Annotated in this window: 22 protein-coding genes; 8 read left to right on the top strand and 14 right to left on the bottom strand. The window is 64.2% G+C overall.

What is annotated here, in order from left to right:
- Positions 1–110: 110 nt before the first annotated feature.
- The 3 genes from K5R33_RS14880 to moaA form a co-directional block, all read right to left on the bottom strand.
- Entirely contained in the window at positions 111–575 is a 465-nt protein-coding gene (locus K5R33_RS14880; RefSeq protein WP_220749847.1) for a SixA phosphatase family protein, read from the bottom strand.
- Positions 572–1,177 (bottom strand): ferredoxin, encoded by a 606-nt coding sequence (locus tag K5R33_RS14875; RefSeq protein ID WP_220749846.1) that lies wholly within the window; start codon positions 1,175–1,177, stop codon positions 572–574. The genes K5R33_RS14880 and K5R33_RS14875 overlap by 4 nt, the downstream gene beginning before the upstream one ends.
- A gap of 360 nt (positions 1,178–1,537) precedes the next feature.
- Positions 1,538–2,551, bottom strand: coding sequence for a GTP 3',8-cyclase MoaA (gene moaA, locus K5R33_RS14870; RefSeq protein WP_220749845.1), 1,014 nt, complete (start codon positions 2,549–2,551; stop codon positions 1,538–1,540).
- Positions 2,552–2,771: 220 nt separating this feature from the next.
- On the opposite strand from moaA, the gene K5R33_RS14865 reads away from it, so the two are divergent.
- Complete coding sequence (locus K5R33_RS14865; protein WP_220749844.1) at positions 2,772–3,266, top strand: hypothetical protein; 495 nt, start codon at positions 2,772–2,774, stop codon at positions 3,264–3,266.
- A 47-nt stretch (positions 3,267–3,313) separates the two neighbouring features.
- The gene (locus tag K5R33_RS14860; protein ID WP_220749875.1) at positions 3,314–4,831 is read left to right on the top strand and encodes an AMP-binding protein; all 1,518 of its coding nucleotides are present in this window, start codon (positions 3,314–3,316) and stop codon (positions 4,829–4,831) included.
- Between the two features lie 68 nt (positions 4,832–4,899).
- Here K5R33_RS14860 and K5R33_RS14855 read toward each other — a convergent pair whose 3' ends face one another.
- Together K5R33_RS14855 and K5R33_RS14850 are read right to left on the bottom strand one after the other, a co-directional pair.
- Positions 4,900–5,328 (bottom strand): hypothetical protein, encoded by a 429-nt coding sequence (locus tag K5R33_RS14855; protein WP_220749843.1) that lies wholly within the window; start codon positions 5,326–5,328, stop codon positions 4,900–4,902.
- Positions 5,329–5,895: 567 nt separating this feature from the next.
- Positions 5,896–7,065 carry a M20 aminoacylase family protein gene (locus K5R33_RS14850; RefSeq protein ID WP_220749842.1) on the bottom strand — a complete coding sequence of 390 codons (1,170 nt, stop codon included), beginning with the start codon at positions 7,063–7,065 and terminating at the stop codon, positions 5,896–5,898.
- Between the two features lie 141 nt (positions 7,066–7,206).
- Here K5R33_RS14850 and K5R33_RS14845 point away from each other — a divergent pair, with 141 nt between their 5' ends.
- The gene (locus K5R33_RS14845) at positions 7,207–8,544 is read left to right on the top strand and encodes an NAD(P)/FAD-dependent oxidoreductase (RefSeq protein ID WP_220749841.1); all 1,338 of its coding nucleotides are present in this window, start codon (positions 7,207–7,209) and stop codon (positions 8,542–8,544) included.
- A gap of 96 nt (positions 8,545–8,640) precedes the next feature.
- On the opposite strand, the gene argE is transcribed toward K5R33_RS14845, so the two are convergent.
- The gene (gene argE / locus K5R33_RS14840) at positions 8,641–9,798 is read right to left on the bottom strand and encodes an acetylornithine deacetylase (RefSeq protein ID WP_220749840.1); all 1,158 of its coding nucleotides are present in this window, start codon (positions 9,796–9,798) and stop codon (positions 8,641–8,643) included.
- 115 nt (positions 9,799–9,913) lie between these two features.
- On the bottom strand, positions 9,914–11,770 hold the full coding sequence (locus K5R33_RS14835) for an ABC transporter ATP-binding protein (RefSeq protein ID WP_220749839.1): 1,857 nt from the start codon (positions 11,768–11,770) through the stop codon (positions 9,914–9,916).
- Positions 11,771–12,137: 367 nt separating this feature from the next.
- Here K5R33_RS14835 and K5R33_RS14830 point away from each other — a divergent pair, with 367 nt between their 5' ends.
- The 3 genes from K5R33_RS14830 (at position 12,138) to K5R33_RS14820 (ending at position 16,364) form a co-directional block, all read left to right on the top strand.
- Positions 12,138–13,853 (top strand): peptide ABC transporter substrate-binding protein, encoded by a 1,716-nt coding sequence (locus tag K5R33_RS14830; protein WP_220749838.1) that lies wholly within the window; start codon positions 12,138–12,140, stop codon positions 13,851–13,853.
- A gap of 599 nt (positions 13,854–14,452) precedes the next feature.
- A complete protein-coding gene (locus K5R33_RS14825; protein WP_220749837.1) occupies positions 14,453–15,460 on the top strand; it encodes an ABC transporter permease in 1,008 nt (335 codons plus the stop codon).
- Positions 15,453–16,364 (top strand): ABC transporter permease, encoded by a 912-nt coding sequence (locus K5R33_RS14820; RefSeq protein ID WP_220749836.1) that lies wholly within the window; start codon positions 15,453–15,455, stop codon positions 16,362–16,364. The genes K5R33_RS14825 and K5R33_RS14820 overlap by 8 nt, the downstream gene beginning before the upstream one ends.
- 61 nt (positions 16,365–16,425) lie before the next feature.
- On the opposite strand, the gene K5R33_RS14815 is transcribed toward K5R33_RS14820, so the two are convergent.
- The 5 genes from K5R33_RS14815 to K5R33_RS14795 are packed head-to-tail and all read right to left on the bottom strand — an operon-like array spanning position 16,426 to position 18,555.
- Positions 16,426–16,827 (bottom strand): VOC family protein, encoded by a 402-nt coding sequence (locus K5R33_RS14815; RefSeq protein ID WP_220749835.1) that lies wholly within the window; start codon positions 16,825–16,827, stop codon positions 16,426–16,428.
- Positions 16,824–17,477, bottom strand: coding sequence for a nitrile hydratase subunit alpha (gene nthA / locus K5R33_RS14810; protein ID WP_220749834.1), 654 nt, complete (start codon positions 17,475–17,477; stop codon positions 16,824–16,826). Before nthA ends, K5R33_RS14815 begins: the two co-directional genes overlap by 4 nt.
- The gene (locus K5R33_RS14805; protein WP_220749833.1) at positions 17,467–17,781 is read right to left on the bottom strand and encodes an SH3-like domain-containing protein; all 315 of its coding nucleotides are present in this window, start codon (positions 17,779–17,781) and stop codon (positions 17,467–17,469) included. Before K5R33_RS14805 ends, nthA begins: the two co-directional genes overlap by 11 nt.
- Positions 17,771–18,124: an SH3-like domain-containing protein gene (locus tag K5R33_RS14800; protein ID WP_255576470.1), complete on the bottom strand. Its 354-nt coding sequence runs from the start codon at positions 18,122–18,124 to the stop codon at positions 17,771–17,773. Before K5R33_RS14800 ends, K5R33_RS14805 begins: the two co-directional genes overlap by 11 nt.
- Positions 18,125–18,126: 2 nt before the next feature.
- Positions 18,127–18,555, bottom strand: coding sequence for a protein tyrosine phosphatase family protein (locus K5R33_RS14795; RefSeq protein WP_220749832.1), 429 nt, complete (start codon positions 18,553–18,555; stop codon positions 18,127–18,129).
- A gap of 218 nt (positions 18,556–18,773) precedes the next feature.
- Here K5R33_RS14795 and K5R33_RS14790 point away from each other — a divergent pair, with 218 nt between their 5' ends.
- Both K5R33_RS14790 and K5R33_RS14785 read left to right on the top strand, forming a co-directional pair.
- On the top strand, positions 18,774–20,669 hold the full coding sequence (locus K5R33_RS14790; RefSeq protein WP_220749831.1) for a propionyl-CoA synthetase: 1,896 nt from the start codon (positions 18,774–18,776) through the stop codon (positions 20,667–20,669).
- Positions 20,670–22,157: a hybrid sensor histidine kinase/response regulator gene (locus K5R33_RS14785; RefSeq protein ID WP_220749830.1), complete on the top strand. Its 1,488-nt coding sequence runs from the start codon at positions 20,670–20,672 to the stop codon at positions 22,155–22,157.
- Between the two features lie 66 nt (positions 22,158–22,223).
- Here K5R33_RS14785 and K5R33_RS14780 read toward each other — a convergent pair whose 3' ends face one another.
- Positions 22,224–23,450 (bottom strand): bifunctional alpha/beta hydrolase/OsmC family protein, encoded by a 1,227-nt coding sequence (locus tag K5R33_RS14780; protein WP_220749829.1) that lies wholly within the window; start codon positions 23,448–23,450, stop codon positions 22,224–22,226.
- A 177-nt stretch (positions 23,451–23,627) separates the two neighbouring features.
- Positions 23,628–24,959, bottom strand: coding sequence for a glutamate--tRNA ligase (gene gltX, locus K5R33_RS14775; RefSeq protein ID WP_220749828.1), 1,332 nt, complete (start codon positions 24,957–24,959; stop codon positions 23,628–23,630).
- Positions 24,960–25,008 lie beyond the last annotated feature (49 nt).

The following is a 25,008-nucleotide window of genomic DNA, read 5'->3' as shown; positions in this document are numbered from 1 at the left end:
CCGGCCCCTGCCTGCGGGGGTGACCCGTGGGTGATCCAGGGGTGACGGCAGTCATACGCGATACGCGCACCGCTGGCGCACTTTGGCAGGGTTTGGGTGTGCAAATCGCCTTAGGCTGGCAGGTCGCGTGGCACGAGAAAGGCGATGGGACGACCGGGCAGGGGGCCTTGCACCACTGTGCAGGCGCCCGTCGGGTAGCGGTCGAAATCCGGGTGAACGGGCGGAGCGGAAACGGCTTGGGCGGCGGCCTCGGCCATCCCGGGGTTATGGCCAATGACCATGGTCGTCCGGCCCTTACCGGCGGTGAGCCGCTTTAGGATCAAGTCCGAGCCCGCCAGGTAGAGGTCGTCGTGATATTCCGTCGTCACGTCGTCAAACCCCAGCCCGTCACGGGTCTGTCGGGTGCGCAGCGCCGACGAGCAGAGGATCACGTCAGGGGTATGGCCGTTTGTGCGGAGCCAGGCGCCGATGCGCGGCGCGGCCTCCCGTCCCCGGCGGTTCAGCGGGCGGTCGAAGTCCTCTAGCAGGGCGTCGCCCCAGGATGACTTGGCGTGGCGAAGTAAGATCAGTTTCATGGGTGAAAGGCGGCCATATGGTGGGCGGATTGCGCCTGGGGGCGGTTGGGCGAGGCAGGGCACTGCCGCCGAACCGCGCACCCAAGCGTCATGCAGGTGGTCGCGGGATCGTCCAGGTGCCCGTGGCAGGCGGGAATGTCATAGCCCGCACCGCTGAGGGCCGACACCGGGCAGGCCGTTTCGCAGGGGCGATCCGCGCAGGTGGGACAGGGCGATGGGCGGCGAGGGGGCAGCGGCTGGAGGTCCTCGAACACAAGGGCCCCTCGGAAGCTGACCCAAAGGCCTTGGTCTGGGTGAACGAGCAGACCAACAGGCGATTGCGCGCAGCCTGCCGCCAAGGCCCAGCGAATGAACGGCTGCGCTGGCGTGCCGAACGGCCACAAGGGCGTCGCGCCAAGTTGGCCCGCGATGTCGGTGAGCGCGCGCTCAGAAAAGCGGTCCACAGGGTCCGGGTCGGCGGCCTCGGGCTGCTCCATCAGGTGGGGCCAGAAGGCCTGCGGATCGGGGCCTAGCAGATAGATCGTTTGGTCGGCGTCATGCAGCCCACCCAGGAGGGTGAGGCCATGGGGCCGTGCGAGAACGGCGATGCGATCAAGAAGCATGTAGCGGCCTTTGCCAGCGAGGTGGGTCGGTTGGAACGGGCACGAGCGGTAACGGTGCGCGGTCCAGCGCCCATTTGGCAAGGGTGGGCTGCTCGCGTTCCTTGTGCCCGCGCGCCCAGTGAATGCGCCTGTTCGCGCGGGCGCGGCCGATTTTTGCGGAGGTCAATTTCTTGTCGCCTAAGAATATTTCTGTTCGGGCGATGCGCTGCCGTCACAACCGTGCGGGCCCTTTGGATGAGGCAATTTGCCCTGTCTCGAAAAAGCACGAGAAACCGGAAAGCGCCGGAAACGAGCGAGCCCGAATGGTTGCGAGGACTGTTCCGTCCGAACGGCCACAGGACCCGCGCTGTCGGTCGCCCGTCAGCCGCCGGTGTGGCTCATATGGCGGGACATCTGTCCATCGGCCCGCTGGCGGGAATAGTCGAAATCATGGCCCTTGGGCTTGCGAGCGATGGCAGCGCGGATGGCATCCTCGACAGGGGCGTCGGCCTCAGAGGCGCGGAGCGGCGCGCGTAGGTCGGCCATGTCTTCCTGACCAAGGCACATGTACAACTCGCCCGTGCAGGTCAGACGAACGCGGTTGCACGATTCGCAGAAGTTGTGTGTCAGCGGCGTGATAAAGCCCACGCGCTGGCCGGTTTCCTCTAGCGCGAAATACCGGGCGGGGCCGCCGGTCTTGTAGCTCAGTTCGCTCAGCGTGAAGCGTTCAGCCAGACGCGCGCGCAGGTCCTTCAAGGGCCAATACTGACCCAGCCGCAGGGTGCCATCGGTGCCGTCACCCATGTCGCCCATGGGCATGACCTCGATAAAGGTGATGTCCAGATCGTCGCGTTTGCACCAATCGATCAGGTCGAAGAGTTCGGCCTCGTTGAAGCCCTTGAGCGCTACGGTGTTGATCTTAACCCGCATGCCAGCGGCGCGGGCCGCGTCGATGCCCCGACGCACCTTTTCCAGCGACCCCCAACGGGTGATCGCCTGAAACTTCTCCGGGTCCAGCGTATCCAGCGAGACATTGATCCGCCGCACGCCCGCATCCCAGAGGGGCTGGGCAAACCGCTCCAACTGACTGCCGTTGGTCGTGAGCGTCAACTCATCGAGGCCCGCACCGATGTGACGGGACATGCCGTCGAAGAAGGTCATGATCCCCTTGCGAACCAAAGGCTCCCCACCTGTGATCCGCAGCTTGCGAACGCCCATGCGCACGAAGGCGGAACAGAGGCGGTCCAACTCCTCTAGGGTCAGGAGCTCTTTCTTCGGCAGAAAGGTCATATGCTCCGACATGCAGTAGGTGCAGCGGAAGTCGCAGCGGTCCGTCACCGACACGCGTAGGTAGTCGATGGAGCGGGCAAAGGGGTCGATCAAAGGTCCGGTCATGGGAGAACGGTATCGGGCGCATCGCGCGGGGACAAGGTGGTCGAACGTCGAGGGGCGCCGAACCTGGGCCGCTTGTCCCGTAAGGTGTGCGTGTCGCGTGAGGTGTGGTGGCAATCCAGTGTCGATCCAGGGCGTTGGCGGTGGCAGCGGGGTGACAGCCGCGCCGAGGGCAGTAGAGTGCAGTCCTAGGTGACCCCCTCGAAACGAAAGAGATTCCGCCATGATCCGTCTCGCCCCCGCCCTGATCCTCGCGCTGTCGGCGGCAGGATGCGCGCAATTGCCCGTGTTGGATCAACTACGTCCCGGTGGGACGGAGGCCGCACCCGAAGCAGAGGAAGACATCGGCGCCCCGGCCCCGCTGCCGGAGGCCGCCCGGCCCCCGGTTGGTGTCACCACATCGCCCGACGTGCTTGATACGGTGTCCGATGCCGACAAAGACGCCGCCCGGGCCGCCGCCGAAGCGACGACGGGCGGGCCTTTGGGGGAGGTCACGGTGGCCCTGGGCGACCCAGTCGATCCCGGTCTGTGGGTCAAATCGGCCCTGGTTGACAGCGAACAGCCCGGAACGGTGCGCACCGGTGATGGGGATGCCATCGCCGTGACCTTGAGGCCCATTGGGTCAGGGGACGGCGGGGCGCAGATCAGCCTGTCGGCGCTTCAGGCCCTAGGTCTGCCCCTGACCGGCCTGCATCCGGTGACCCTGACCGCGGGCTAACAGCCGTGCAGCGCCGTACCATTGCCCGTCTTGCCCCGTGGGAGGAAATGCGCGCCGCCTTCACCTGGACCATTCCCGAGCAATTCAACATCGCCCATGGCTGCTGCGACAGTTGGGCAGAGGCAGAGCCGGACCGGATAGCCATTCTCGATCTGTCCGATGGGCGCCGCACCTGGACCTATGGCGCCCTCAAGGACGCCTCGGATCGCTTGGCTGGCGTTCTGTCACGGGCCGGGGTCGGGCGTGGGGATCGGGTAGCGCTTCTGTTGCCGCAACAGGCTGAGGTCATGGTGGCCCATTTCGCGGCCATGAAGCTGGGCGCTATCTCTCTGCCGCTGTTTGGGCTGTTTGGGCCGGAGGCTCTGGAGTACCGGTTGCGCGATTCGGCTGCCCGGGCCGTTGTGTCGGACGCGACCGGTTTGGCGAAACTGTCCGGTCTTGATCTGCCGGAGCTTTCCCTGCGGCTGGATGTGGCCACCTGGGACCTGAGCGGCGCGCCACTGGGAGCCGCCGTTCAAACCCTCGCCGAAGATCCGGCGATGATGATCTATACTTCCGGCACCACTGGGACGCCGAAGGGGGTGCTGCACGCCCACCGGTTCCTGTACGGCCATCTGCCCTGTGTCGAGACCGCACTTGAGGGGTTTCCACACCCTGGCGATGTGGCCTGGACACCGGCCGATTGGGCCTGGATCGGCGGGTTGATGGATTTGGCCATGCCCGCGCTTTGGTTCGGCGTGCCGCTTGTGGCGAAACGCTTTGGCAAGTTCGATGCGCGCACCGCCTGGGACCTTATGGCCGCCGAAGGTGTGTCCACCAGTTTTTTGCCGCCCACGGCGCTCAAGCTGTTGCGTCGGGAGCCCGCGCCGAAGGACCTGCAACTGAGGGCGGTTTTGTCGGGCGGCGAAGCTTTGGGCGCAGGGCTTTTGGCCTGGGGGCGTGACAGCCTGCGCGTGGACATCAACGAGATCTATGGCCAGACCGAGTGCAACCTGGTCATGGCGGCCTGTGCGGGCACGCAAACGGTTATTCCAGGTACCTTGGGCCGTGCGGTTCCTGGGGTCGAGGTGGCCGTCTTGGATGCGGAGGGCGCGCCGGTTGCCGACGGTCAAGTTGGCGAGATCTGTACCAAGGGGTCGGCAGCGACATTCTTGCGATACTGGAATAAGCCCGACCAGACTGCCGCCAAATGGCAAAACGGCTGGCTGCGCACGGGCGACCTTGCGCGCTTGGATGGGCCGGAGATGACGTATGTGTCCCGCGATGACGATATTATCACGTCGGCGGGGTATCGCATTGGGCCAACCGAGATCGAGACCTGTCTTTTGGCGCATCCGAGCGTCGTGAATTGCGCGGTCGTCGGGCTTCCGGATGCAACGCGAGGGGAGGCGGTGACGGCCTTTGTGGTGACCGATAGCCCAGAGGAGTCGCTGGCGCAGACCCTCATTGATTGGGTGCGCGAGCGCCTCTCCCCACATATGGCGCCCCGGGCCGTTCGGTTCATTGACGCTCTGCCGATGACGGCCACGGGCAAAGTGCTGCGGCGCGCGTTGCGAGACGCTTGAGGTCGCCGCCCCGAGGAGACTGCCCGGGGTGCGACCCAAACGACCGATGCGTGGCGATGCAGCAAGCCTCAGTTCCGGAAGGATCCGTTGCCGAAGGTGATTTCCACGCTGTCCCATTTCCCTTGCGCATTCGTTGGGATGCAGGCGGGGGTTGTAGACCCGAGGCTGCCTACGCTGGACGCCTTGGCCAAGCGACGCAGGTTGCGATGAACGACCTGACCGTCCACACGCACGACGGCACGTCCAAGAACTTGGTTCGCGCCTTGTCGCAAGGTCGCATTGGTCAGCGCGTAGACCCCGCAGATGCCGACGCGACCGTCGTTGAGGCTGGCCGGAGACCACACCACCACGAGATTGCCCGATCCGCCGCCGCCCCAGCCTGTGGCCCAGACCGTGGCATCATCGCCCTTCGAGGCCACTGAAACCCGGCCTTGGGCGCTAGCTGGGTCGGAATAGGCTAAAATGAGAAATGCAAGGATCGCAGTGAAGAGTTTCATTGATTATCCGATTCGTTCTAAGGTCTGTTTTTGCTTAAGAGATCTGGATCAATTGGCAATTCGAAATTGAGACTGTCTGCAAGGATTAATTGTTTCTTGTCGGCTAAGATGCGTTTGGTGGTGCAGTGGGTTGAGCTCTCGCTGGACCAATGCCGCCTGGAATGGGTCTAATGAGTGTGAAATGCAGTTAAGATCGTAGCTGCAAGGATGATTTCTGGCAGAACGACTTTCGAGATTTGACGTGCCATGTCGTCGCATGTCGCCAGTCTTTTGCACTCCCCACATGATCTCAATCTGGTAACGCCATAGGGAGCAGCGCTTGGTATACTTTAGGACCACGTTGCGCTCGTCCGGACTGGTGTGCAGTAACCTATCGCTTTCTCGTAAAATAAATTGAGCGGGATAGTCCCGCTCATCATATGTTTTTAACCTGAGCAGCCCCGCGAGGCCTAACAAAACCGAGCCTGGGCTAGTTAATCGGCAGGTGGATTAACTGGAAACGATCAGCGCTGGTCAACGCTCACCTTCCAAACCGCGAAATAGACGCCAGGCCGACAGCTACCGGTCCTACACCGACGCATTTGGAAGTCGCCGTTCGACGATTTCAGCCCACCAAGAACAGCCGGCGGGAATGGCCTCGTCTGTGAAGTTGTATTCAGGATGATGGACGGGCGCCGTATCGCCATTTCCGACTAGAATATATGCGCCCGGCCGTTCCTCTAGCATGAAGGCAAAGTCTTCGCCGCCCATGACCAGGGGCGCATCCTCGCAGTCGCCAGAGACGGCGCGCGCCACGTCGGCGGCAAACTCCGTCTGTTCCTCGTGGTTCACCATGACCGGATAGCCCCGGTGGTAGGTGACCTCTGCCGTGCCGCCGAATGTGGCGCAGACGCCAGCGGCGATCTCTCGGATGCGGTCCTCGGCCAAGTCACGCTGGTCTTCCGCCATGGTGCGGACCGTGCCGCGGATCTCCACCTTTTGGGGGATGACGTTGAATGCCTTAGACGATGTCTCGAAGGACGTGACTGAGACCACGATTTGCTTCACCGGATCGGCATTCCGGGACACGATGCTTTGGACGGATGTGACGAAATGGGCGGCCATGAGAGTCGTGTCCACGACCTCTTGGGGTTTGGCCGCATGTCCGCCGCGCCCCTCTAGCGTGATGTCAAATTGGTCGGTCGCAGCAAAGAAGGCGCCCGGGCGGATGGAAAAGCTGCCGACCGGTCTGCCGGGCCAATTGTGCATGCCGTAGACTTCTTGGATGTTCCAGCGGTCCATCATGCCGTCGTCGCACATCTCTTTGCCGCCGCCGCCGCCTTCTTCGGCGGGCTGGAAGATCACGACCACGGTGCCGTCGAAATTCCGCGTCTCGCACAGGTACTGCGCGGCGCCCAGGAGCATGGCCGTGTGCCCGTCGTGGCCACAGGCGTGCATGGCGCCAGCCGTCTTGGAGGCGTAGTCCAGGCCCGTCGCCTCAAGGATCGGTAGGGCGTCCATATCGGCACGCAGGCCGATGACCTTGCCCGAGGCTGTCGACGCGCCGTGGATGACGCCAACGACGCCGGTCCGTCCGATCCCCTCGACTACGTCGTCGCAGCCAAAGGCGCGCAACTTCTCGGCCACGATCCCCGAGGTGCGATGGGTCTCAAAAAGGATTTCCGGGTGCTCATGCAGGTCCCGGCGCCAGGCGGTGATGTCGGGCAGCAGTTCGGCGAAACGGTTTTTGACGGGCATGGGCGGTCTCCTTCCTGGAGGAAGGTACGCCGATGCGGGGGCGGTGCAAGGGGTGCGGCGATCGGCGATTGTACCCGGTGGCTGACCCTGCGTAAGATCGGTCGAACATCACCGAGTCCTCCTTGAGACGGAGTTCGCAAGATGAAGACCGCACATCAGCCAATACCTGACAAACGCCCCCATGTCGTCGTCGTGGGGGGCGGTTTTGCGGGGGTGCAGTGTATCAAATCCCTGCGCGGCGCGGGGGCGCGGATTACACTGATCGATCAGCGCAACCACCACCTGTTCCAGCCGTTGTTGTACCAGGCGGCGACAACCATCCTCGCGCCGTCGGAGATCGCTTGGCCGCTCCGCCAACTTTTCCGGGATCGGCAGGATGTGACCACCCTGATGGGCCGTGTGACGGGCGTAGACACCTCAAAACGTTGCGTTTTACTAAAGCGGGGTGCGCCCGTTTCTTATGATTACCTCGTCCTGGCCACGGGGGCGCGGCACTCCTACTTTGGTCATGACGCGTGGGAGGCCCATGCGCCCGGTCTGAAAACCCTAGAGGATGCGACGCGGATCCGTCGCAAGGTGCTCCAGGCCTTTGAGATGGCCGAGACAGAGGACGACCCAGAAGCGCGGGCCGCCCATCTGACCTTCGCTGTGATCGGCGCGGGCCCCACGGGTGTGGAATTGGCGGGGATCATTGCCGAGCTGGCCCATCGCATCTTGCCCCGCGATTTTCGGCGGATCGACACGCGGGCAGCGCGGGTGCTGTTGATTGAGGCGGGTCCGACGGTTTTGTCCGCCTTTCCTGAGCAATTGTCCGCTTACGCCCGACAGTCCTTGGCAGGCTTGGGGGTCGAGGTGATGACCGGTGACGCGGTGACGGGCTGCTCCGCCGATGCGGTCATGGTTGGCGACAGACGCATCCCATGCCGCACGATCATTTGGGCCGCGGGCGTCCAGGCGTCGCCAGCCGCGTCTTGGGTGGGTGCCTCGCGGGATCGTGCCGGTCGCGCCTTTGTGGGGCCGGATCTAAGTCTGGCATCGCACCCCGACATTTTTGTCGTGGGGGATGCGGCCTCGGTCAGCGACACAGCCGGTCAGGCGGTGCCCGGCATTGCGCCCGCCGCCAAGCAAATGGGGGCCTATGTGGCAGCCGTTATTCGCGCGCGACTGGGCGCGCGGGGAGCGCCTGGGCCGTTTGTCTACCGCCATGCCGGGAACCTTGCGACCTTGGGCCGGCGGGCCGCTATCGCGGATTTCGGGCGCGTGACCCTGACGGGCGCCGTGGCGTGGTGGGTATGGGGCATTGCCCATATCTATTTCCTGATCGGCACGCGCAGTCGGTTTGTCGTGGCCTGGAACTGGCTCTGGACCTTTGTGACGCGTCAGAATGCGGCGCGGTTGATCACCATGTCCGATCCGCGTTTGCCCCAAGCAGCCCCCGCCGGAACAGAGCGGAGCAAGCGGTCGCCCGCCTCTTCCTGAAGCGGCGCGGCCGCGCGTGTTGCTTCCGGGCCTGTGCGACCCCTGGGCGGTGGCATGAAGGCGGGGCCTTGGGGCAGCGGCAGCCCGAGTGCTGCCCTAGACCAGGGTGTCGACCACCCGGCGCAGCAGGGCTTCGCCCGCTTCGAATTGGTCTTTGGCGATCCATTCATCGGGCTGATGGGCTTGGGCGATATCGCCAGGGCCACAGACCACGGCGGAATACCCGCGCTCTTGGAATTGGCCAGCCTCGGTCCCATAGGTCACCACATGGGGGGCATTGTCCCCGGTCAGGCGTCGGATCAGAGTCTCGGCGGTGCCCTCCGCCTCGGGGCGCAGGCCGGGAACACCGAAGTTGCGCTCAAAGGTGACGCCAGCTTTGGGGTGGCGCGCCCGGAGAGAGGCGTCCAGGGCCTCCAGGACCTCTGTCAGATCCACTGCATAGGTTTCGGGGTCGTCACCCGCTGGACAGCGGAAGCCGACGTTCAGGTGACAGTCTTTGGCGGTGATGTTGTGGGCCGTGCCGCCCTGGATCATGCCCACATGCACGGTCGTGAACGGCGGATCGAACAGGGCAGACACCGGATCAGGTGTCTGGGCTTGAATGCGGGCATTGGCCTCATTCACCCAATGCAGGATGCGGCCCGCTTCGTGGATGGCGCTCACACCTTCGGGCAGCTTTGACGAATGGACCTCAAAGCCATGGACATGGATGCGGAACATGACGCTGGCGTTGTGGCCGGTGACGGGGCGGAGCAGGGTCGGCTCTCCGATAATGGCGGCAGCGGCGCGGGGCAGGTGGGTGACCATGTCGTCGATCATGGGCGGCGCCCCGACGCAGCCGATTTCTTCGTCATAGCTGAAGGCCAGTTGCAGGGGGCGGGTGATGCCTCGGTCCAGGGCATAGGGCACCATGGCGAGGGCGAGCGCGTCGAAGCCCTTCATGTCGCAGGTGCCGCGTCCAAACAGCTTTCCGTCCCGTTCGGTCACGGTCCAAGGGTCGGTTGTCCAGTCTTGGCCATCGACGGGGACAACGTCGGTGTGACCGGACAGAACAACCCCGCCTGGCACTTCGGGTCCAACGTTGGCGTAGAGCGCGGCTTTGGTGCCCGTGGCGTCATAGACCCGGCGGGCCGAGACGCCGTGGGTGCCCAGGTAGTGTTCCACCCAATCCACAAGGTCCAGGTTGGAGTCGCGGCTGACCGTGGGAAAGGACACCAGGCGGTCGAGGATGGCGCGGGCGGAAAGCTGGGTCATCGGGGTCCAGTCATGGTCTTGGGCTATGGGGGGGCCTGCTGGATCGCGTCCGGCAGTTCGACTTGGCAGGGCGCCTCCGGGTGCCCTGAGGGTCGTTGCACAAAATGTCCGCCACCTAATAGCCGCTGTCGGTTTCGAGGACCATATGACCGAGCGACACCTCTCGGTAGTGGGAGGGTTCGGGCGCATGGTCGATTGGGTGAATGGGCGAGGGGATCGGCTTGAAATTCAGGTCCCGCTCCGACTTGCGCTGGGTGGGATCGGCCACGGGGACGGCGCTCATCAACGCCCGGGTGTAGGGGTGTTGCGGGTTTTCGAAGACGGCGGCACGGGGGCCGATTTCAACGATCCGGCCCAAATACATCACACCCACTTGGTGGCTCACCCGCTCGACGACGGCCATGTCGTGGCTGATGAACAGATAGCTGAGACCCAACTCCGCTTGCAGTTCCATCATCAGGTTCAGCACCTGCGCCTGCACGCTGACGTCCAGGGCCGACACGCTCTCGTCGGCGACAATCAACTTGGGGTTCAGGGCTAGCGCGCGGGCGATGGCGATCCGTTGCCGTTGGCCGCCTGACATTTCGTGCGGGTACCGGCGCATGAAGCTGCGCGGCAGTTCCACGCGGTCAAACAGTTGCGCCACGCGGTCTAGGCGTTCCGACCGGGTATGGAGGCCGTAATTCTCCATGGGTTCCGATACTTGGTCCGCCAGTTGACGCTGCGGATTGAGCGAGGCGAAGGGATCTTGGAAAATCATCTGCATGTCGCGCCGGGCGCTGCGCAGATCGGTTTGGTTCAGCGCCATGATGTCGGTGCCGTCGATGGCGATCTGGCCCGACACAGGCTCCACCAATCGCAAGACGGCCCGCCCGCAGGAGGATTTCCCGCAGCCCGATTCGCCCACGAGGCTGAGCGTCTGGCCGCGGTTGATCGAAAAGCTGACGTCTTCCACCGCGTGGACGTTCGAGATGTGTCGCCGCAGCAACCCGCCACGGACCGGAAAGCGGACGGTAAGGTTATTGACCTCCAACAGAGTCTCGCCGGTGCCCGGAATGGGGTCAAGGTTCTGTCCCTCTCGCCCCATCAGCTTCATGGGGGCGGGCAGGCTGGTGCCCTGCATTTCACCCAATCGAGGGACCGCCGCCAAAAGCGCCCTGGTGTAGGCATGTTGCGGGGCCGCAAAGATCTGCTCGACGGGACCTTCCTCAACCTTGCGGCCGCGGTACATGACCACGACGCGGTCGGCCATCTGCGCGACCACGGCCATGTCATGGGTGATAAACATAACGGCTGTGCCTGTCTCTCGCTTCAGCCGGTCGATCAGGGCCAGGATTTCCGCTTGGATCGTGACGTCGAGCGCGGTGGTCGGCTCATCGGCGATCAACATGCGGGGTTCGCAGGCCAGGGCCATGGCGATCACAACGCGCTGGCGCATCCCACCGGACAATTCATGGGGGTATTGGGACAGGCGGCGCTCCGGCTCGGGGATGCGCACCTGTCGCAACAGATCCAAGGCCCGCGCGCGGGCCTGGGCTTTGGTCAGGCCGCGATGCTCGATCAACCCTTCGGTCAGTTGCTTTTCCAGCGTGAAGACAGGGTTGAGCGCCGTCATCGGCTCCTGGAAGATCATGCCGATTTCGGCCCCGCGCAGGGCGCGCCGGTCATGGGGATTGCCCTCTGCCACATCGATGGGCGGGGCCCCGTCGCCCTGATCGAACAACAGGCGCCCACCGGTGATTTGGCCGCCGCCAAACTCCACCAATCGCATCAGCGACAGCGATGACACCGATTTGCCGGACCCGCTTTCCCCCACCACGGCGACGGTTTCGCCGGGAAAAACGTCAAAGCTCACGTCATCGACGCCGACGACTCTGCCGCCCCGCGTTTGAAACTCGACCCGGAGCCGGTCGAATGAGGCGACGGGCACGCGGTCGGTCTGATGGTGCGGCGGCTGGGCAGTTTCTAACATGGTTTCTCCCGCAGGTCCGGCCCTCTGACGGGGTCGATTGCCGATCACCGAACATGACCGAACCTGCGGTGTAAAGATGGTGTTCGGATTTGCCGCGCGTTTGATCGTCTGGGCGCGGCGCTGCCGTCTTATCGGTCGCTTGCCCTGGTGGCACGACCAAGACGCTTGCAATTCGCACATCATCTGTTTGTCATACGAGAGTCGTTGGCCTTTGCGGTCGTCGGCCACACGGTCTCCGCAGAAGGGGCCCAGCACCGCATCCCACCATGGAGCCTTCGGAGAGGGGGGACGTGGCGGGCAACAGACTCGCCTGACCAGCCAACCTGAGGGGGGCGGTCCCGGCAGCGTCAACAAGGAGAGATCATTTATGTCCGTGAAAACAGCTTTGCTCAGCGCCGTGGCGAGCCTGGCCCTGGTCCCCATGGCCCATGCCGACGGCCACGTGGGCGAGCGTGGCCGCGATGGCCAGGTCAACATCATCTATTGGCAGGCGCCATCCACGTTGAACCCATTCTTGTCCGGGGGGACAAAGGATGTGGAGAGCGCGTCGCTAATCGTAGAGCCGTTGGCCCGGTTCGATGAGACGGGCACGATCCAGCCATGGTTGGCCGCCGAGGTGCCGACGGTTGATAACGGAGGCATTTCCGAAGACCTGACCCAGGTGACCTGGACGCTGAAGGAGGGGCTGGTCTGGTCCGACGGCACGCCGTTCACCAGCGCGGACGTCAAGTTCACCTATGAGTATTGCACCCATCCCGAGGGTGGTTGCGCCCAGGTGACCAAGTTTGAGGGCATCTCGTCCGTCGAGACGCCGGACGACCTGACCGTTGTGGTCACCTTCTCCGAACCGCAGCCCTATCCCTACAGCGCCTTTGTGGGGGGCGAGAGCCCGATCCTGCAAGAGGCCCAGTTTGAGCCATGCGTGGGCGCGGCGGCCTCGACCTGTACCGAGCAGAACTTCGGCCCCATCGGCACTGGCCCGTTTGTGGTGGATGAATTCCGCACCAATGACGTGATCTCGCTGTCGGCGAACCCGAACTACCGCGAAGAGGGCAAGCCCGCCTTCGCGAGCGTGAACTTCAAGGGTGGCGGTGACGCGGATGCCGCCGGTCGCGCCGTGATGCAGACCGGTGAGTTCGACTACGCCTGGAACCTGCAATTGGCCCCCGAGGTCATCGCGCAGATGGAAGAGGGTGGCTTGGGCACGCCGGTCGCGGGCTTCGGTCCCCTGGTCGAGCGGATCATGCTCAACAATACCAACCCCGATCCGGCGCTGGGTCCCGATGAGCGGTCGGTTGTCCGCCCCCATCCGTTCCTGAGCGATCCGGCGGTCTATAAGGCCATGTCCATGGCCATTGACCGCCCGCTTCTGGTGGAAATCGGCTACGGCCAGGCCGGTAAGGTCGGCTGCAACTGGGTGCCCGCACCCGAGGTCTTTGCCTCGACGTCCATCGATTGTTCCACCCAGGATCTGGACGGCGCCAAGGCCATGCTGGAGGAAGCCGGTTGGGTCGATGCCAACGGCGATGGCGTGCGCGAAAAGGACGGCATTGAGCTGCGCGTTCTCTATCAGACCTCGACCAACGCGGTGCGTCAGGACTTCCAGGCTCTGATCAAGGAGTGGTGGCAGGAGATCGGCATCGCGACCGAGCTGCGCAACATCAACGCATCGGTCTTCTTCGGCGGGGACGCGGGGTCGCCCGATACCTTCCAGAAGTTTTATGCCGACGTGGAGATGTACGCGAATACCTTCAATGGCACTGATCCGCAGGCCTATCTTGGCAACGGTCTCTGCGACAAGGCGCCGAGCCCCGCGACCCAGTGGCAGGGTGAGAACATCTCGCGCTTCTGCGATCCGGAGTATGACGCGCTCTGGGCTGAACTGGCCCGCACGTCCGGCATTGAAGCCCGCGCGGAGATCGCCAAGCAGCTCAACGACATGATCATTGAGCGCGGTGGGATGATCCCGCTGGTGCACCGTGGTCGTCTGTCGGCCCACGCCAACACCTTGGGTGGCGTGAAGCTGAACGTTTGGGACAGCGAGCTCTGGAACATCGCCGATTGGTACCGGATCGGCGAATGATGATCCGCACGGCGGGGTAGTGCCCTGCCCACCGGCCGGACCTATGGCGGTCCGGCCACTGATTTCCGTAGGTCGGGGTCGTCCCGACGCCCCTCACGTGATGCGGACCTCTGGATGGTAATTCCACAAGAAACTTGCGGCGTTGGTTTGACGACTCGGCCCCGTCCGTCTGCCGATGTGCCGCGTCTGGCGTGGGTTGCTGATCGGGGCGATGCCATGGGGCGCGGTGACAGGTTTGCATCGGGTCACTCCATACGGTCGGGGCGTGTCGCGCCAAAGGTCGCAGGACACGTCGGTATGCCTTCGAGACGGCCTGGCGTTGCCCGCATTATGGGTGCCCGGAGGCTCCACAACCGCGCGAAGGTCTCCGGCGCAATCGCTCGGCCTCAATTGCGGCTGGCCGGATTGATGGCGGTCGGCCTGCCGCAAGGCTTCAACGTGACCCTAGGCGCCGTCGCCATGGGTGGCGGGTGCCTCTACGACAGCCGTGCGATGGCGGGGACGTCCCGACGACGCGTACCTGCGGGCCGTCACGCGTTCGCCCCCATCCGTCGCTCCGTTCTCTGCGGCCACTTTGACCTTATGGGGATCCGCCCGCGATGCTGACCTTCACCATTCGACGATTGTTCTTTGCGATCCCAACGCTGTTGTTCATCGCCCTGGTGATATTCCTTCTGCTGGAAATCGCCCCGGGCGATCCGATGGCCAACGTGCCCTTGACCGTGCCCTCCGAGGTGAAGGAGCAGATGCGCCAGGCCCTTGGCCTTGGAGAGCCCGCGCCGATCCGCTTTTGGAAATGGCTCGTGCAGTTCTTTTGGATCGAGCCGCTCAACGTGGTCGATGCCCTCTTTGGGACCACCTTCGCAGAAGGGCAGTTACGCATCATTTCTTGGCAAAACCGCGCGCCTGTCTTCATCGCGATTGCCGAGCGGATCCCCCAGACGCTCTGGGTCGTGGGCACCGCCTATATCGTCGCCATCCTGATCGCGATCCCGGTGGGCATCTATTCCGCTTACAAACAGTACTCGGTCTTCGATCAGGCCGGGACCTTCGTCACGATGATCGGCTTTTCGGTGCCGCCCTTCTTTTCGGGTGTTTTGGTCATCGTGATCTTTGCCGTGCAACTCAAATGGTTCCCGTCCATCTATGACACGACGCTTGTCGTCGACAGCTGGGCCGCGTTCAAACAGCAGGTTCTGCAGATGACCCTGCCCGTGATGGTCCTGGCGCTGCAAATCACCTCGCAACTTAGTCGGTTCATGCGCGCGTCGATGCTGGACAATCTGGGACAGGACTACGTGCGGACCGCGCGGGCGAAAGGCCTGCGGGAAAAAGCGGTGGTGCTGGTCCACGTCCTGCGGAACTCGATGATTCCCGTGGTCACGGTGATTGCGCTGGGCGTGCCGTCGATTTTTGGCGGGGCGATCATCACCGAACAGGTGTTCAAGGTGAATGGCATCGGTCAGTTGCTGATCACTGCGATCCAGGCCAACGACCTGCCCATGGTACAAACGCTCACCTTCATATTTGCTGTGCTGATCGTTCTCTTCAACCTGATTGCCGACGTGCTCTACGGCATCCTAGACCCGCGGATCCGCTATGACTGACGCCACTGCAACCGACCTGACACATGCGGCCCGCAGTCAGTGGTGGGATGTTTGGGATCAGTTTCGCAGCCATAAGGGCGCGCTGATCGGGGCCGGCTTTTTCCTCGCCATCGTTCTGTTGGTCGTTCTGGGGCCATACCTCTGGCCCTTGGACCCGACGCAGACCAACATTCGCTCTCGCAACCAAGGGATGAGTTGGGCGCACCCGATGGGCACCGACCAACTGGGCCGCGATATCTTTGCCCGGGTCATCGCGGGGGGGCGCATCAGCATGGCGGTCGGATTGACGGCCATGGGGTTGAGTTTGCTGCTCGGCACGCTGATCGGTGTTTTGGCGGGCTACTTCAAGCGCTTGGACGGCCTGTTGATGCGCCTGACCGATCTCTTCTTGGCCTTGCCGTTGCTGCCGCTGCTCTTGGTGATGGTGCTGCTGTTTCGGGAGCCGCTCACCGCCGCCTTTGGGGTCGAGACGGGGATCTTTATTCTGATCGTGGCGGCCATCGGGATCACCTCTTGGATGCAAACGGCTCGGATCGTGCGCGGCGATGTCCTGGCCCTGAAGGAGCGGGAGTTTGTTTTGGCCGCCCGCTCCATTGGAACGCCACCCGCCCGGATCATCACGCGGCACATTCTGCCCAATGTGCTGTCGCCGATCATGGTGTCTGCCACCTTGGGTATTGCCACGGCGATCATCACGGAGTCGGCCTTGTCGTTCCTTGGGTTAGGGTTTCCGCCGGATTTCCCGACGTGGGGACGTCTTCTGAATGACGGGGTGCAGTACTTACAGAACTACCCGGGACGGGCGTTCTGGCCTGGTCTTGCGATTTCCCTCGTGGTGTTGTCGATCAACTACGTCGGGGATGGTCTACGCGACGCCCTGGATCCGCGGCTGCGCGGTCGATGAAGGGGGCAGAGTTTTCGCTGAAAACTCTGGAAAGACTTTTCGTTGAAAAGTCTTAGGCCCCTCACGCGGTGCCCGTTGCATGGACAAGATGCAGCTTGTTGCCATCGGGATCGCGCAGGTAGGCGCCATAGTAGTCGGGCCCGTAGTGTGGACGTGGGCCAGGCGCTCCCTCATCGGTGCCACCTGCCGCGAGGCCAGCGGCATGGGCGGCGTCGACCGCCGCCTGTGAGGGCGCGGAGAGGGCCAGCATGGACCCGTTGCCGGCCGTCGCAGGACGATCATCAAACGGTATCGCCACATAAAGGCGCGGTGCTGTTGTCCCTGGCTGGTGCCAACACAAGACGGGCGGTTCGCCATTCGTGCCCATGATAACCTCGGTCAGACCCAGGGGCGTCAGCAGCGCCGTGAAGAACCGGTGGGAGCGGGGTAGGTCGGTGCTGCCGAGGCAGACATGGGAAATCACGCTGGTGCCCGTGCGACGCCAACGCCGATCATGGCGTCTCGCGTCACGAGCTTCGCCAGGTCCTGAGCGGTCATCCCGTCGGTGCCATCGGGGCGCATGGGCAGAACGATATAGCGCATATCCGCTGTCGAATCGTGAACGCGGACGGTCGTGCTGCTTGGCAGGACCAATCCGAACTCCGCCAAGACGGCGCGCGGCTCCCGCACTGTGCGGGATCGGTAGGCGCGGCTTTTGTACCAATCGGGCGGCAGGCCCAGCAGGTTCCGCGGGTAGCAGCTGCACAGCGTGCGAACGATGACGTTGTGAACCTCGGGTGTGTTTTCGACCGCGATCAGCTTCATGGGGCCCACATCGAACCCCATCTCGGCGCAGGCGGCGGAGCCGTCAGAGAGCAGTCGCGCACGGAATGCCGCGTCCGTCCAGGCCCGCGCCACGACGGCGGCGCCGTCGGCGGGGCTGCGCGCGTCCATGGCCTCCACCTGGGCCGTGACTTCGGCAGGTGTGACGACGCCCTTGTCGATCATCAACTCACGGACGGCAATTTCCAACGTCTGCCAATAGGTCAGGTCGGTGTCCTGATCCGCACGGTACGGATGGCCAGAGGGCGACAGCCCGTCGGGCGCGTCGTGATCGGGGTGGTCATGGGGCATCCGCAGGCTCCAACCAATGGGCGTATATTTCGGCGTCGAGGGTGTCGGTGCTGGCCGCAGCGTCTGGCCAAAGATCTGATAGATGAAAGCGCACGCGATACAGGGGCAGGGGCGTCGTGGCATGGCCGTAGGCAAGCTGCTCGGGGTTGCCGAATGGGCCAAGGACGCGTTCCACAACGCCGGTTTTTCCGCGCAGATAGGCCGGCGTGCGCACATGTCCCGGCGGCATCAGCGCGCGGACGCGGACGGCCGTGCCTGGCAGCCAGCACCCCGTCGGCGCCTCAGGTGCCGCGCTAGGGGACATGGTTTGCCGCACCATAGGTGGCGCCACGGGCCTGAACCTCGGCCATTTTGGTGGCCAATTCGGCCACCGTATAGGTGCCTTGCTCCAGATGATTTTGGTTCAAGGCCGCAACCCAGCGTTCGTAATAGGTCATGGTCTCAAAGGCCTCCGGTCCCATGTCTTCCAGGACGCGGCGCAACCCATCGACCGTGAACACGCCTTTGAGACCGGACAGGATCACCAGGGCGTCCACCCGTTTCTCCCACAGGGCGAAATCGTGGTCTGCGGTGGGGACAGGACCGGCAAGGTCGCCGCCCATGTCGTGCCAGCGCCGTCCCGGGCCCAAGTAATCGCTGTCCGCCATGGTCACGCGTCCTCGGCCAGGGCGATCAACTGCGGGCGGAGGCCGCCCAATTGGAAGCCCGCCCGTTCCGTCGCCGCCAAGATCTCATCCGGGGTCATGCGTCCGGTCTGGCTGAGCGCCCAGAGAACAGCGGACCGGGTGCCGGACGCACAATAAGCGACAACCTTGCCCTCCGCGGCGTCGATGGCGTCACCCTGCTCTTCGACGGCCGTCATCGTCATGTTGGGCATCGACACGGGGTTAAAGACAAAGGCGAGACCTGCGGCTTCGGCGGCGGCCTGCATGGCGGCTGCCTGGTGCGAGGGCGGGACCTCTGCGTCGGGGCGATTGCAGATGACGGCTGTCACGCCCGTTGCCGCAAGCTCCGCCATCTCTTCGGGATGCAATTGGGGGGCGACGGATGTTGTGTCGTCCAAAGGCAGCAAGTCCATTCGCGGTGTCTCCGGGTCTCCAGGTCTTTAGGGCGGAGTTTTGCACGCTCTGTCCCCAAAGCGCAAAGCCCCTGTCGTCGAAGGCCGCTTGCTTGGGCGCGGCGATGGTGGATAGTTCAGGACATGTCGCGATGATAGCGCTCGCAGCGCGCGGCGGTTTCTTGCATGCCTGAGTATGCCGCCCCTAGATGGGGCCATCGAACGATCGGGAGAGAACGATGGGCTGGAAATCTGAGTGGGAGAGGGCACAAAGCGATCCAGAGGGCTTTTGGATGGATGCCGCGCGCTCCATTGACTGGGACGCGGCGCCGACCAAAGCACTCCATGATCAGGGGGGACCCGTGCCGGAATGGTTCGCCGATGGGATGGTGAACACCTGCCACAACGCCGTGGACCGCCATGTCGCCGCTGGAAACGGGGATCGGACTGCGATCATCTACGACAGCCCCGTGACGGACACCGTGCGTCATATCACCTATGCCCAACTGCAGGATCGTGTCGCCCGGTTGGCCGGGGCCATGGCCGCCCGTGGTGTGACAAAGGGCGACCGGGTTCTGATTTACATGCCCATGGTTCCCGAGGCCCTGGAGGCGATGCTGGCCTGCGCACGCCTGGGGGCCATTCATTCGGTCGTGTTCGGAGGTTTTGCCGCCGCCGAATTGGCTGTCCGCATCGACGATGCCCAGCCCAAGGCCGTTCTGGCCGCCTCGGGCGGGATCGAGCCGAACCGCACCGTTCCCTACAAGCCGCTCCTCGACGGGGCCATTGAGATTGCGTCCCACAAGCCGGATGTGTGCATCATTCTGGAGCGTCCGGGCCTGGAGATTGAACTCGGCCCCCGCGACGTCGATTGGGAGGAGGCCGTGGCCGCCGCCGACCCCCATCCTTGCGTTCCTGTGCGGGGCGATCATCCTGCGTATATCCTGTATACCTCTGGCACGACCGGCGCGCCCAAAGGCGTGGTTCGGGCCACTGGTGGGCACCTTGTGGCGCTGGATTGGACCATGTCCAACATCTATGGCGTCAAACCGGGTGAGGTCTATTGGGCCGCCTCGGACGTTGGTTGGGTCGTTGGACACAGCTACATCTGTTACGCGCCACTGGTGCATGGCTGCACGACGATCGTTTTTGAGGGCAAGCCCGTGGGCACGCCTGATCCCTCGACCTTCTGGCGGGTGATCTCTGACCATAAGGTCGCGGCCTTCTTCACGGCGCCGACCGCCTTCCGCGCGGTGAAGCGGGAGGACCCGGACGGCACCTTCATGAAGGGCCATGACCTGTCTGGTCTCAGGGCGATCTACCTGGCCGGTGAACGTGCCGACCCCGATACGATCCAATGGATCCAGCGCCTGACAGGCAAGCCGGTCATCGACCATTGGTGGCAGACGGAAACCGGTTGGGCCATCGCGGCCAACCCCATGGGATTGGAAGAACTGCCGGTCAAGATCGGCTCTCCCTCGGTTCCGATGCCCGGCTACGATGTTCAGGTTCTGGATGACGGCGGGCACCCGGTCGCGCCCGGCACGCTCGGCGCCATCGCGGTGAAACTGCCGCTGCCACCCGGAACGCTGCCCACCCTGTGGAACGCGCGGGAGCGGTTCGAGAAAAGCTACCTCAACACTTTCCCCGGCTACTATGAGACGGGGGATGCGGGGATGCTGGACGAGGACGGATACCTCTGGATCATGGCGCGCACGGATGATGTCATCAACGTCGCGGGCCACCGCCTATCCACTGGCGCCATGGAAGAGGTCCTGGGCACTCACCCGGACGTTGCCGAATGCGCGGTCATTGGCGTGGCCGATGCGCTGAAGGGGCAATTGCCACTGGGCTTTTTGATCCTGACGGCGGGCGTAGACCGTCCCCACGACGAGATCGTCAAGGAGTGTGTGAAACTGGTGCGCGATAAGATCGGGCCGGTGGCGGCCTTCAAGCTGGCCGTGGTGGTGGATCGCCTGCCCAAAACGCGGTCGGGTAAGATCTTGCGCGGTGTCATGGCCAAGATCGCCGATGGCGCCGAATGGAAGATGCCGGCCACCATCGACGATCCCGCCATTATGGATGAGATCGGCACCGCGCTCGGCACCTTGGGCTATGCCAAGGCGATGGCCTAGGTGACGGGGGGGCGACGCACGTCTTCCGCCGGAGAGGGGTTCTCCCCAGACCCAGTGGAACTGCTCGCCCATGATATACGGGCCGCCGTCTCGGATGTGATCGGCGGCCTGCGACTGATTGATCCGGATGACCTGTCGGAGGCCGCGCGCGAGCAGTTCGGGCGTGTTCATGTGGCGTCGGAACTGCTGGCGCGGTTGGTCGAAGAGATGTTGCTGGGCACCCCTGGCCAAGGGGTGGAGACGGAGGTGGGGGTGCTCAACCTCCACCGTTTTCTCGATGATGAGCTGCGGCGATGGCACGGCGCATCCCGCCCAACGGGCACGATGGTCACCCTGAACCGATCAGAGACTTTGCCAGAGGTCGTGCGTCTGAATGGGCTGCATTTGCGGCGTATCGTGGCCAACCTGATGGGCAACGCCCTGCGCCACGCCCCCGGCGGAACCGTCGAACTGGGCGCAGGTGTCTATGAAGACGGCGCGCTTCGCTTCTGCGTCAGCGACGATGGACCCGGCTTCCCACCGGATCTTTTGCCACGCTTGTTTGATCCCGCCACGCGGGGTGGGTCCGCTCCGGGCACGGGCATGGGCCTGCATATCGCCGCCGCCCACGCAGAGGGTTTGGGCGGTCAAATGACGGCCAGCAATCTGGAGACGGGCGGCGCGCGCGTCACGCTGACCATACCGGCCTTGTCTTGGCGTCGCGACCCGTCTGATGAGGGCGCGGAGCTCCCTGACCTCACCGGTTGGCGCGTTTTGATCGCTGACGATAGCGGGACCAACCAATCCCTACTGAAGGGGATGCTGGGCCGCATGGGGGCCGAAAGCGAGATCGCCTCCAACGGCATTGAAGCCTTGAACTGGCTGTCCCGAGAGCGGTTTGATCTGGCGCTCGTCGATCTTGAGATGCCGCAGCTTGGCGGGCTGGACGTGATCCGCTCGGAACGGGTGCGCCAGGCTCGTGGGGTGGCCCCGCCGATGGTGATGGTTGCCATGACCGCTTATGTGATGCGGGACAACCGCGACGCCATCTACGAAGCGGGGGCAGACGGTATCTTGGCCAAACCGCTCGGTACGATCGAGGCCTTTGGGAAGGCCCTGCACCATTACCTGGAGAACGCGCCCGACCCGACGGACTGGGTGCCGGAACGGGCGCCAGCGCTCAGCGCCATTACCCTGGCGGAGCTTATGGCCGCCGCTGGACCGGACCAGGGCAACGTGCTGCTGGATCGTCTAAAAGAGGACCTGGCAGGTGTCTTCGACGGGCTGTCTGGGGCGCTAGAGCCTGTGAACGTGGTCGAAATCCGCGCGCAAACGCACATCCTGTTGTCGCTGTCCGGCGCTGTGGGGGCCTTGCCCACCCAGGAGGCCGCGCGCCGATTGAACCAAGTCGCGCGCCAGGGGGATGTCGCGGCCGTTCGCATCGCAACCAAGGTCTGCCTCGGGCGTTTGTCCGAGTTGCGCACGGAACTTGCACGCACAGGGCCTTAGGCCGCCCCAGGGTTACACGTCGACCGGTCCGGTCTGAAGGCCGGATCCTGTCCGCGCAACACCCGGTCAGTCTTGGGTTTCCGGTTCCAACAGAACGGTCTCGACCTCGGCGCCGGCCTCCAAGGTGCGGTGCACCGGGCATTTGTCCGCAATCTCCAGAAGGCGCCGCCGCTGATCGACATCGAGAGGACCTGTGACTGTGATCTCACGACGAAAGCGGTCGATCCGCTCCGTCGCGGAGGGCGCGTCCTGGGCGTGCATCCGGTCATGGGTGACATCGACAGCCACTTGATCCATCGGCCATCCCTTGCGCCGCGCGTACATGCGCATGGTCATCGAGGTGCAGGCCCCCAGGGCGGCGGCCAGCAACTGATAGGGCGTCATACCCTGGTTTGTTCCGCCATAGGCGGCAGGTTCATCGGCACGGGCGTGATGCTGTCCGCCCGCAACGATGTCCTGGGCAAACCCCGCTGGATCCGCCTCGGTCACGCGGGTCACACCCTCTGGCGCGCCGATGGGAGGCGCGGGCTGGGTGATGTCGACATACCGGCTGACCCAGGCCCCGATTACATCTGCCGCGTAATCTGCATCCGACTGACGGGTGATAAGGTGGTCGGCGTCGTCTAGGGTGACGAAGCTTTTCGGGTGCTTGGCCTCAACGAAAATGCGCGTGGCATTGTCGATCCCCACGGTCATGTCGCGCGGTGCATGCAGGACCAGGAGCGCACGGTTCAGGTCCCGGATGGCGGGGGCGAGCGCCTGGGCGGAGACGTCCTCGACGAACCCTTGCCCAATGCGCAGCTTGCGTCCGCCCAGAACCACGTCTGCGGCGCCGTCCCGGGCGATATCCTCCAGGGCGTTGTCGAAGTTATGGGTGACGTGGCCGGGGTCAAACGGCGCGCCGATGGTGACCACAGCCTTGACCGTCGGCATATCGCCGACCGCGCGCAAAACGGCTGCCCCGCCTAAGGAGTGCCCGATGATGATACTCGGGGCGAGGCCCCTGGCCTCCAAAGCCGTCGCCGCCGCGCGCAGGTCATCCACGTTGGAGGTGAAGGACGTGTTCTCGAACTCACCACCGGAATGGCCCAGCCCGGTGAAGTCAAAGCGCAGGACGGCGATTCCCATCGCTGCCAGTCGTGCCGCAATCCTGCGGGAGGCCGCGATGTCTTTGCCGCAGGTGAAGCAATGGGCCAGCAGTGCGGTGGCGCCCACCGGTCCGTCGGGCAGGTCTAAACGGGCGGCCAGGGCGCTGCCGTCATGTCCGGCAAAGGTGAAACGTTCGGTCGGCATCTGGGGTCCTTTCGGTTGACCCTAAGATGACGTTCCAACGCCCTTGCCTGCAAGACGTGCGCCCTGCGCCGTCACGCAGGGGTGATGCCCCGTGCGCGCGCGGTGAGCCTTTGGCACCACGGCTGCCACTGGCGCCCGATTTTCCGGGAAAATCGGTCCTGGCCCCGAGGGGGGCGCTCAGACCGAGGGCTTGCGCTGTAACAAAGGCATCAGGCTGGCCATGTCCGGCCCGTCGGGACGACCCGTCATCGCCAGACGCAGGGGTTTAAACAGGCCCTTGCCTTTGCGCCCCGTGGCGGCCTTGACCGCGCCCGTCCAGGACGACCAGGTGTCCGGCGTCCAGGGCGCGTCGGGCAGCAGGGCCAGTGCCTCGGCCACGAACGTCGCATCTTCTTCGGCGATCTGCGGATCCGCGCCCTCGGTCATCAGACGCCACCAGTCGGCCATTTGCGCGCGAGACTGGATGTTGTCGCGCACCACGGTCCAAAAGGCCTCCGCTTGCTCGCTAGGCACGCCGAGCGCTGCGACATCTGAGGCCACGGCGGCTAAGGGCAGGGTCTGAAGGACGGACCCCGACAGGGGCTTGAGCGCGTCCACGTCGAACTTCGTCGGCGCCACACCAAACTGGGACAGATCGAAGGCCGCCGCCAGATCAGCAGGCGTGTCGCGCACTTCGATAGGTTGGGTCGACCCGAGGCGCGCCATGAGCGACAGGAGGGCCATAGGCTCCACCCCCTGGGCACGCAGGTCACGGATCGACAGGGTGCCCAGGCGTTTCGACAGCGCCTCGCCCTGGGGGCCGGTCAACAGCGAGTGGTGCGCAAACGTCGGGTGGCCATGGCCTAGTGCCGCCATGATCTGAATTTGCGTGGCGGTGTTCGTCACGTGGTCAGAGCCGCGCACCACATGGGTCACGCCCATGTCCGTGTCGTCCACCACCGAGGCAATGGTATACAGCACCTGACCGTCGCCCCGGATCAGCACCGGGTCCGAGACCGAAGCCGCGTCAATGCTCAGGTCGCCCAGGATCGCATCGGTCCACTCGATCCGCTCTTGGTCCAGCTTAAAGCGCCAATGACCGCCGCGTTCGGCCCGCAGCCGGTCCTTGTCTTCGTCGGACAACGCGAGCGCGGCACGGTCGTAGACGGGCGGCTTGCCCATATTCAGCTGCTTCTTGCGCTTCAGGTCCAATTCAACCGGCGTCTCGAACGCCTCATAGAGACGGCCCATGGCGCGCATCTCATCGGCGGCGGCGGCATAGCGGTCGAGGCGCGCCGATTGGCGCTCTTCCCGATCCCAGGTCAGGCCAAGCCATTCCAAATCTTCGCGGATGGCGTCGGCGTATTCGTCTTTAGACCGCTCCGGATCGGTGTCATCCAGGCGCAAGATGAACGTCCCGCCGGCCTTTTGGGCGATCATCCAATTCAGCAAGGCCGTGCGCAGGTTGCCCACGTGGATGTGGCCGGTGGGCGAGGGGGCGAAGCGGGTGACGATATCGGTGGACGGCATGGGGCGGCTCCTTTCAGCGGCGTGTGGCAAAGGGCGTGACGGTTGTCCA

Origin of the sequence: Jannaschia pagri, from assembly GCF_019655435.1 — a bacterium.
Taxonomy (GTDB): domain Bacteria; phylum Pseudomonadota; class Alphaproteobacteria; order Rhodobacterales; family Rhodobacteraceae; genus Jannaschia; species Jannaschia pagri.
This window is presented reverse-complemented; position numbering and strand designations above follow the sequence as displayed.

What these genes read in the sequence shown, in the direction of transcription:
- K5R33_RS14795 (WP_220749832.1), bottom strand. Translation starts at nt 18,555, where the DNA reads ATGGACTTGCTGCCTTTGGACGACACAACATCCGTCGCCCCCCAATTG.
- K5R33_RS14835 (WP_220749839.1), bottom strand. Translation starts at nt 11,770, where the DNA reads ATGTTAGAAACTGCCCAGCCGCCGCACCATCAGACCGACCGCGTGCCC.
- K5R33_RS14850 (WP_220749842.1), bottom strand. Translation starts at nt 7,065, where the DNA reads ATGCCCGTCAAAAACCGTTTCGCCGAACTGCTGCCCGACATCACCGCC.
- moaA (WP_220749845.1), bottom strand. Translation starts at nt 2,551, where the DNA reads ATGACCGGACCTTTGATCGACCCCTTTGCCCGCTCCATCGACTACCTA.
- argE (WP_220749840.1), bottom strand. Translation starts at nt 9,798, where the DNA reads ATGACCCAGCTTTCCGCCCGCGCCATCCTCGACCGCCTGGTGTCCTTT.
- K5R33_RS14875 (WP_220749846.1), bottom strand. Translation starts at nt 1,177, where the DNA reads ATGCTTCTTGATCGCATCGCCGTTCTCGCACGGCCCCATGGCCTCACC.
- K5R33_RS14845 (WP_220749841.1), top strand. Translation starts at nt 7,207, where the DNA reads ATGAAGACCGCACATCAGCCAATACCTGACAAACGCCCCCATGTCGTC.
- K5R33_RS14800 (WP_255576470.1), bottom strand. Translation starts at nt 18,124, where the DNA reads ATGGCGGACAGCGATTACTTGGGCCCGGGACGGCGCTGGCACGACATG.
- K5R33_RS14865 (WP_220749844.1), top strand. Translation starts at nt 2,772, where the DNA reads ATGATCCGTCTCGCCCCCGCCCTGATCCTCGCGCTGTCGGCGGCAGGA.
- K5R33_RS14860 (WP_220749875.1), top strand. Translation starts at nt 3,314, where the DNA reads ATGCGCGCCGCCTTCACCTGGACCATTCCCGAGCAATTCAACATCGCC.
- K5R33_RS14855 (WP_220749843.1), bottom strand. Translation starts at nt 5,328, where the DNA reads ATGAAACTCTTCACTGCGATCCTTGCATTTCTCATTTTAGCCTATTCC.
- gltX (WP_220749828.1), bottom strand. Translation starts at nt 24,959, where the DNA reads ATGCCGTCCACCGATATCGTCACCCGCTTCGCCCCCTCGCCCACCGGC.
- K5R33_RS14790 (WP_220749831.1), top strand. Translation starts at nt 18,774, where the DNA reads ATGGGCTGGAAATCTGAGTGGGAGAGGGCACAAAGCGATCCAGAGGGC.
- K5R33_RS14780 (WP_220749829.1), bottom strand. Translation starts at nt 23,450, where the DNA reads ATGCCGACCGAACGTTTCACCTTTGCCGGACATGACGGCAGCGCCCTG.
- K5R33_RS14825 (WP_220749837.1), top strand. Translation starts at nt 14,453, where the DNA reads ATGCTGACCTTCACCATTCGACGATTGTTCTTTGCGATCCCAACGCTG.
- K5R33_RS14820 (WP_220749836.1), top strand. Translation starts at nt 15,453, where the DNA reads ATGACTGACGCCACTGCAACCGACCTGACACATGCGGCCCGCAGTCAG.
- nthA (WP_220749834.1), bottom strand. Translation starts at nt 17,477, where the DNA reads ATGCCCCATGACCACCCCGATCACGACGCGCCCGACGGGCTGTCGCCC.
- K5R33_RS14830 (WP_220749838.1), top strand. Translation starts at nt 12,138, where the DNA reads ATGTCCGTGAAAACAGCTTTGCTCAGCGCCGTGGCGAGCCTGGCCCTG.
- K5R33_RS14880 (WP_220749847.1), bottom strand. Translation starts at nt 575, where the DNA reads ATGAAACTGATCTTACTTCGCCACGCCAAGTCATCCTGGGGCGACGCC.
- K5R33_RS14805 (WP_220749833.1), bottom strand. Translation starts at nt 17,781, where the DNA reads ATGTCCCCTAGCGCGGCACCTGAGGCGCCGACGGGGTGCTGGCTGCCA.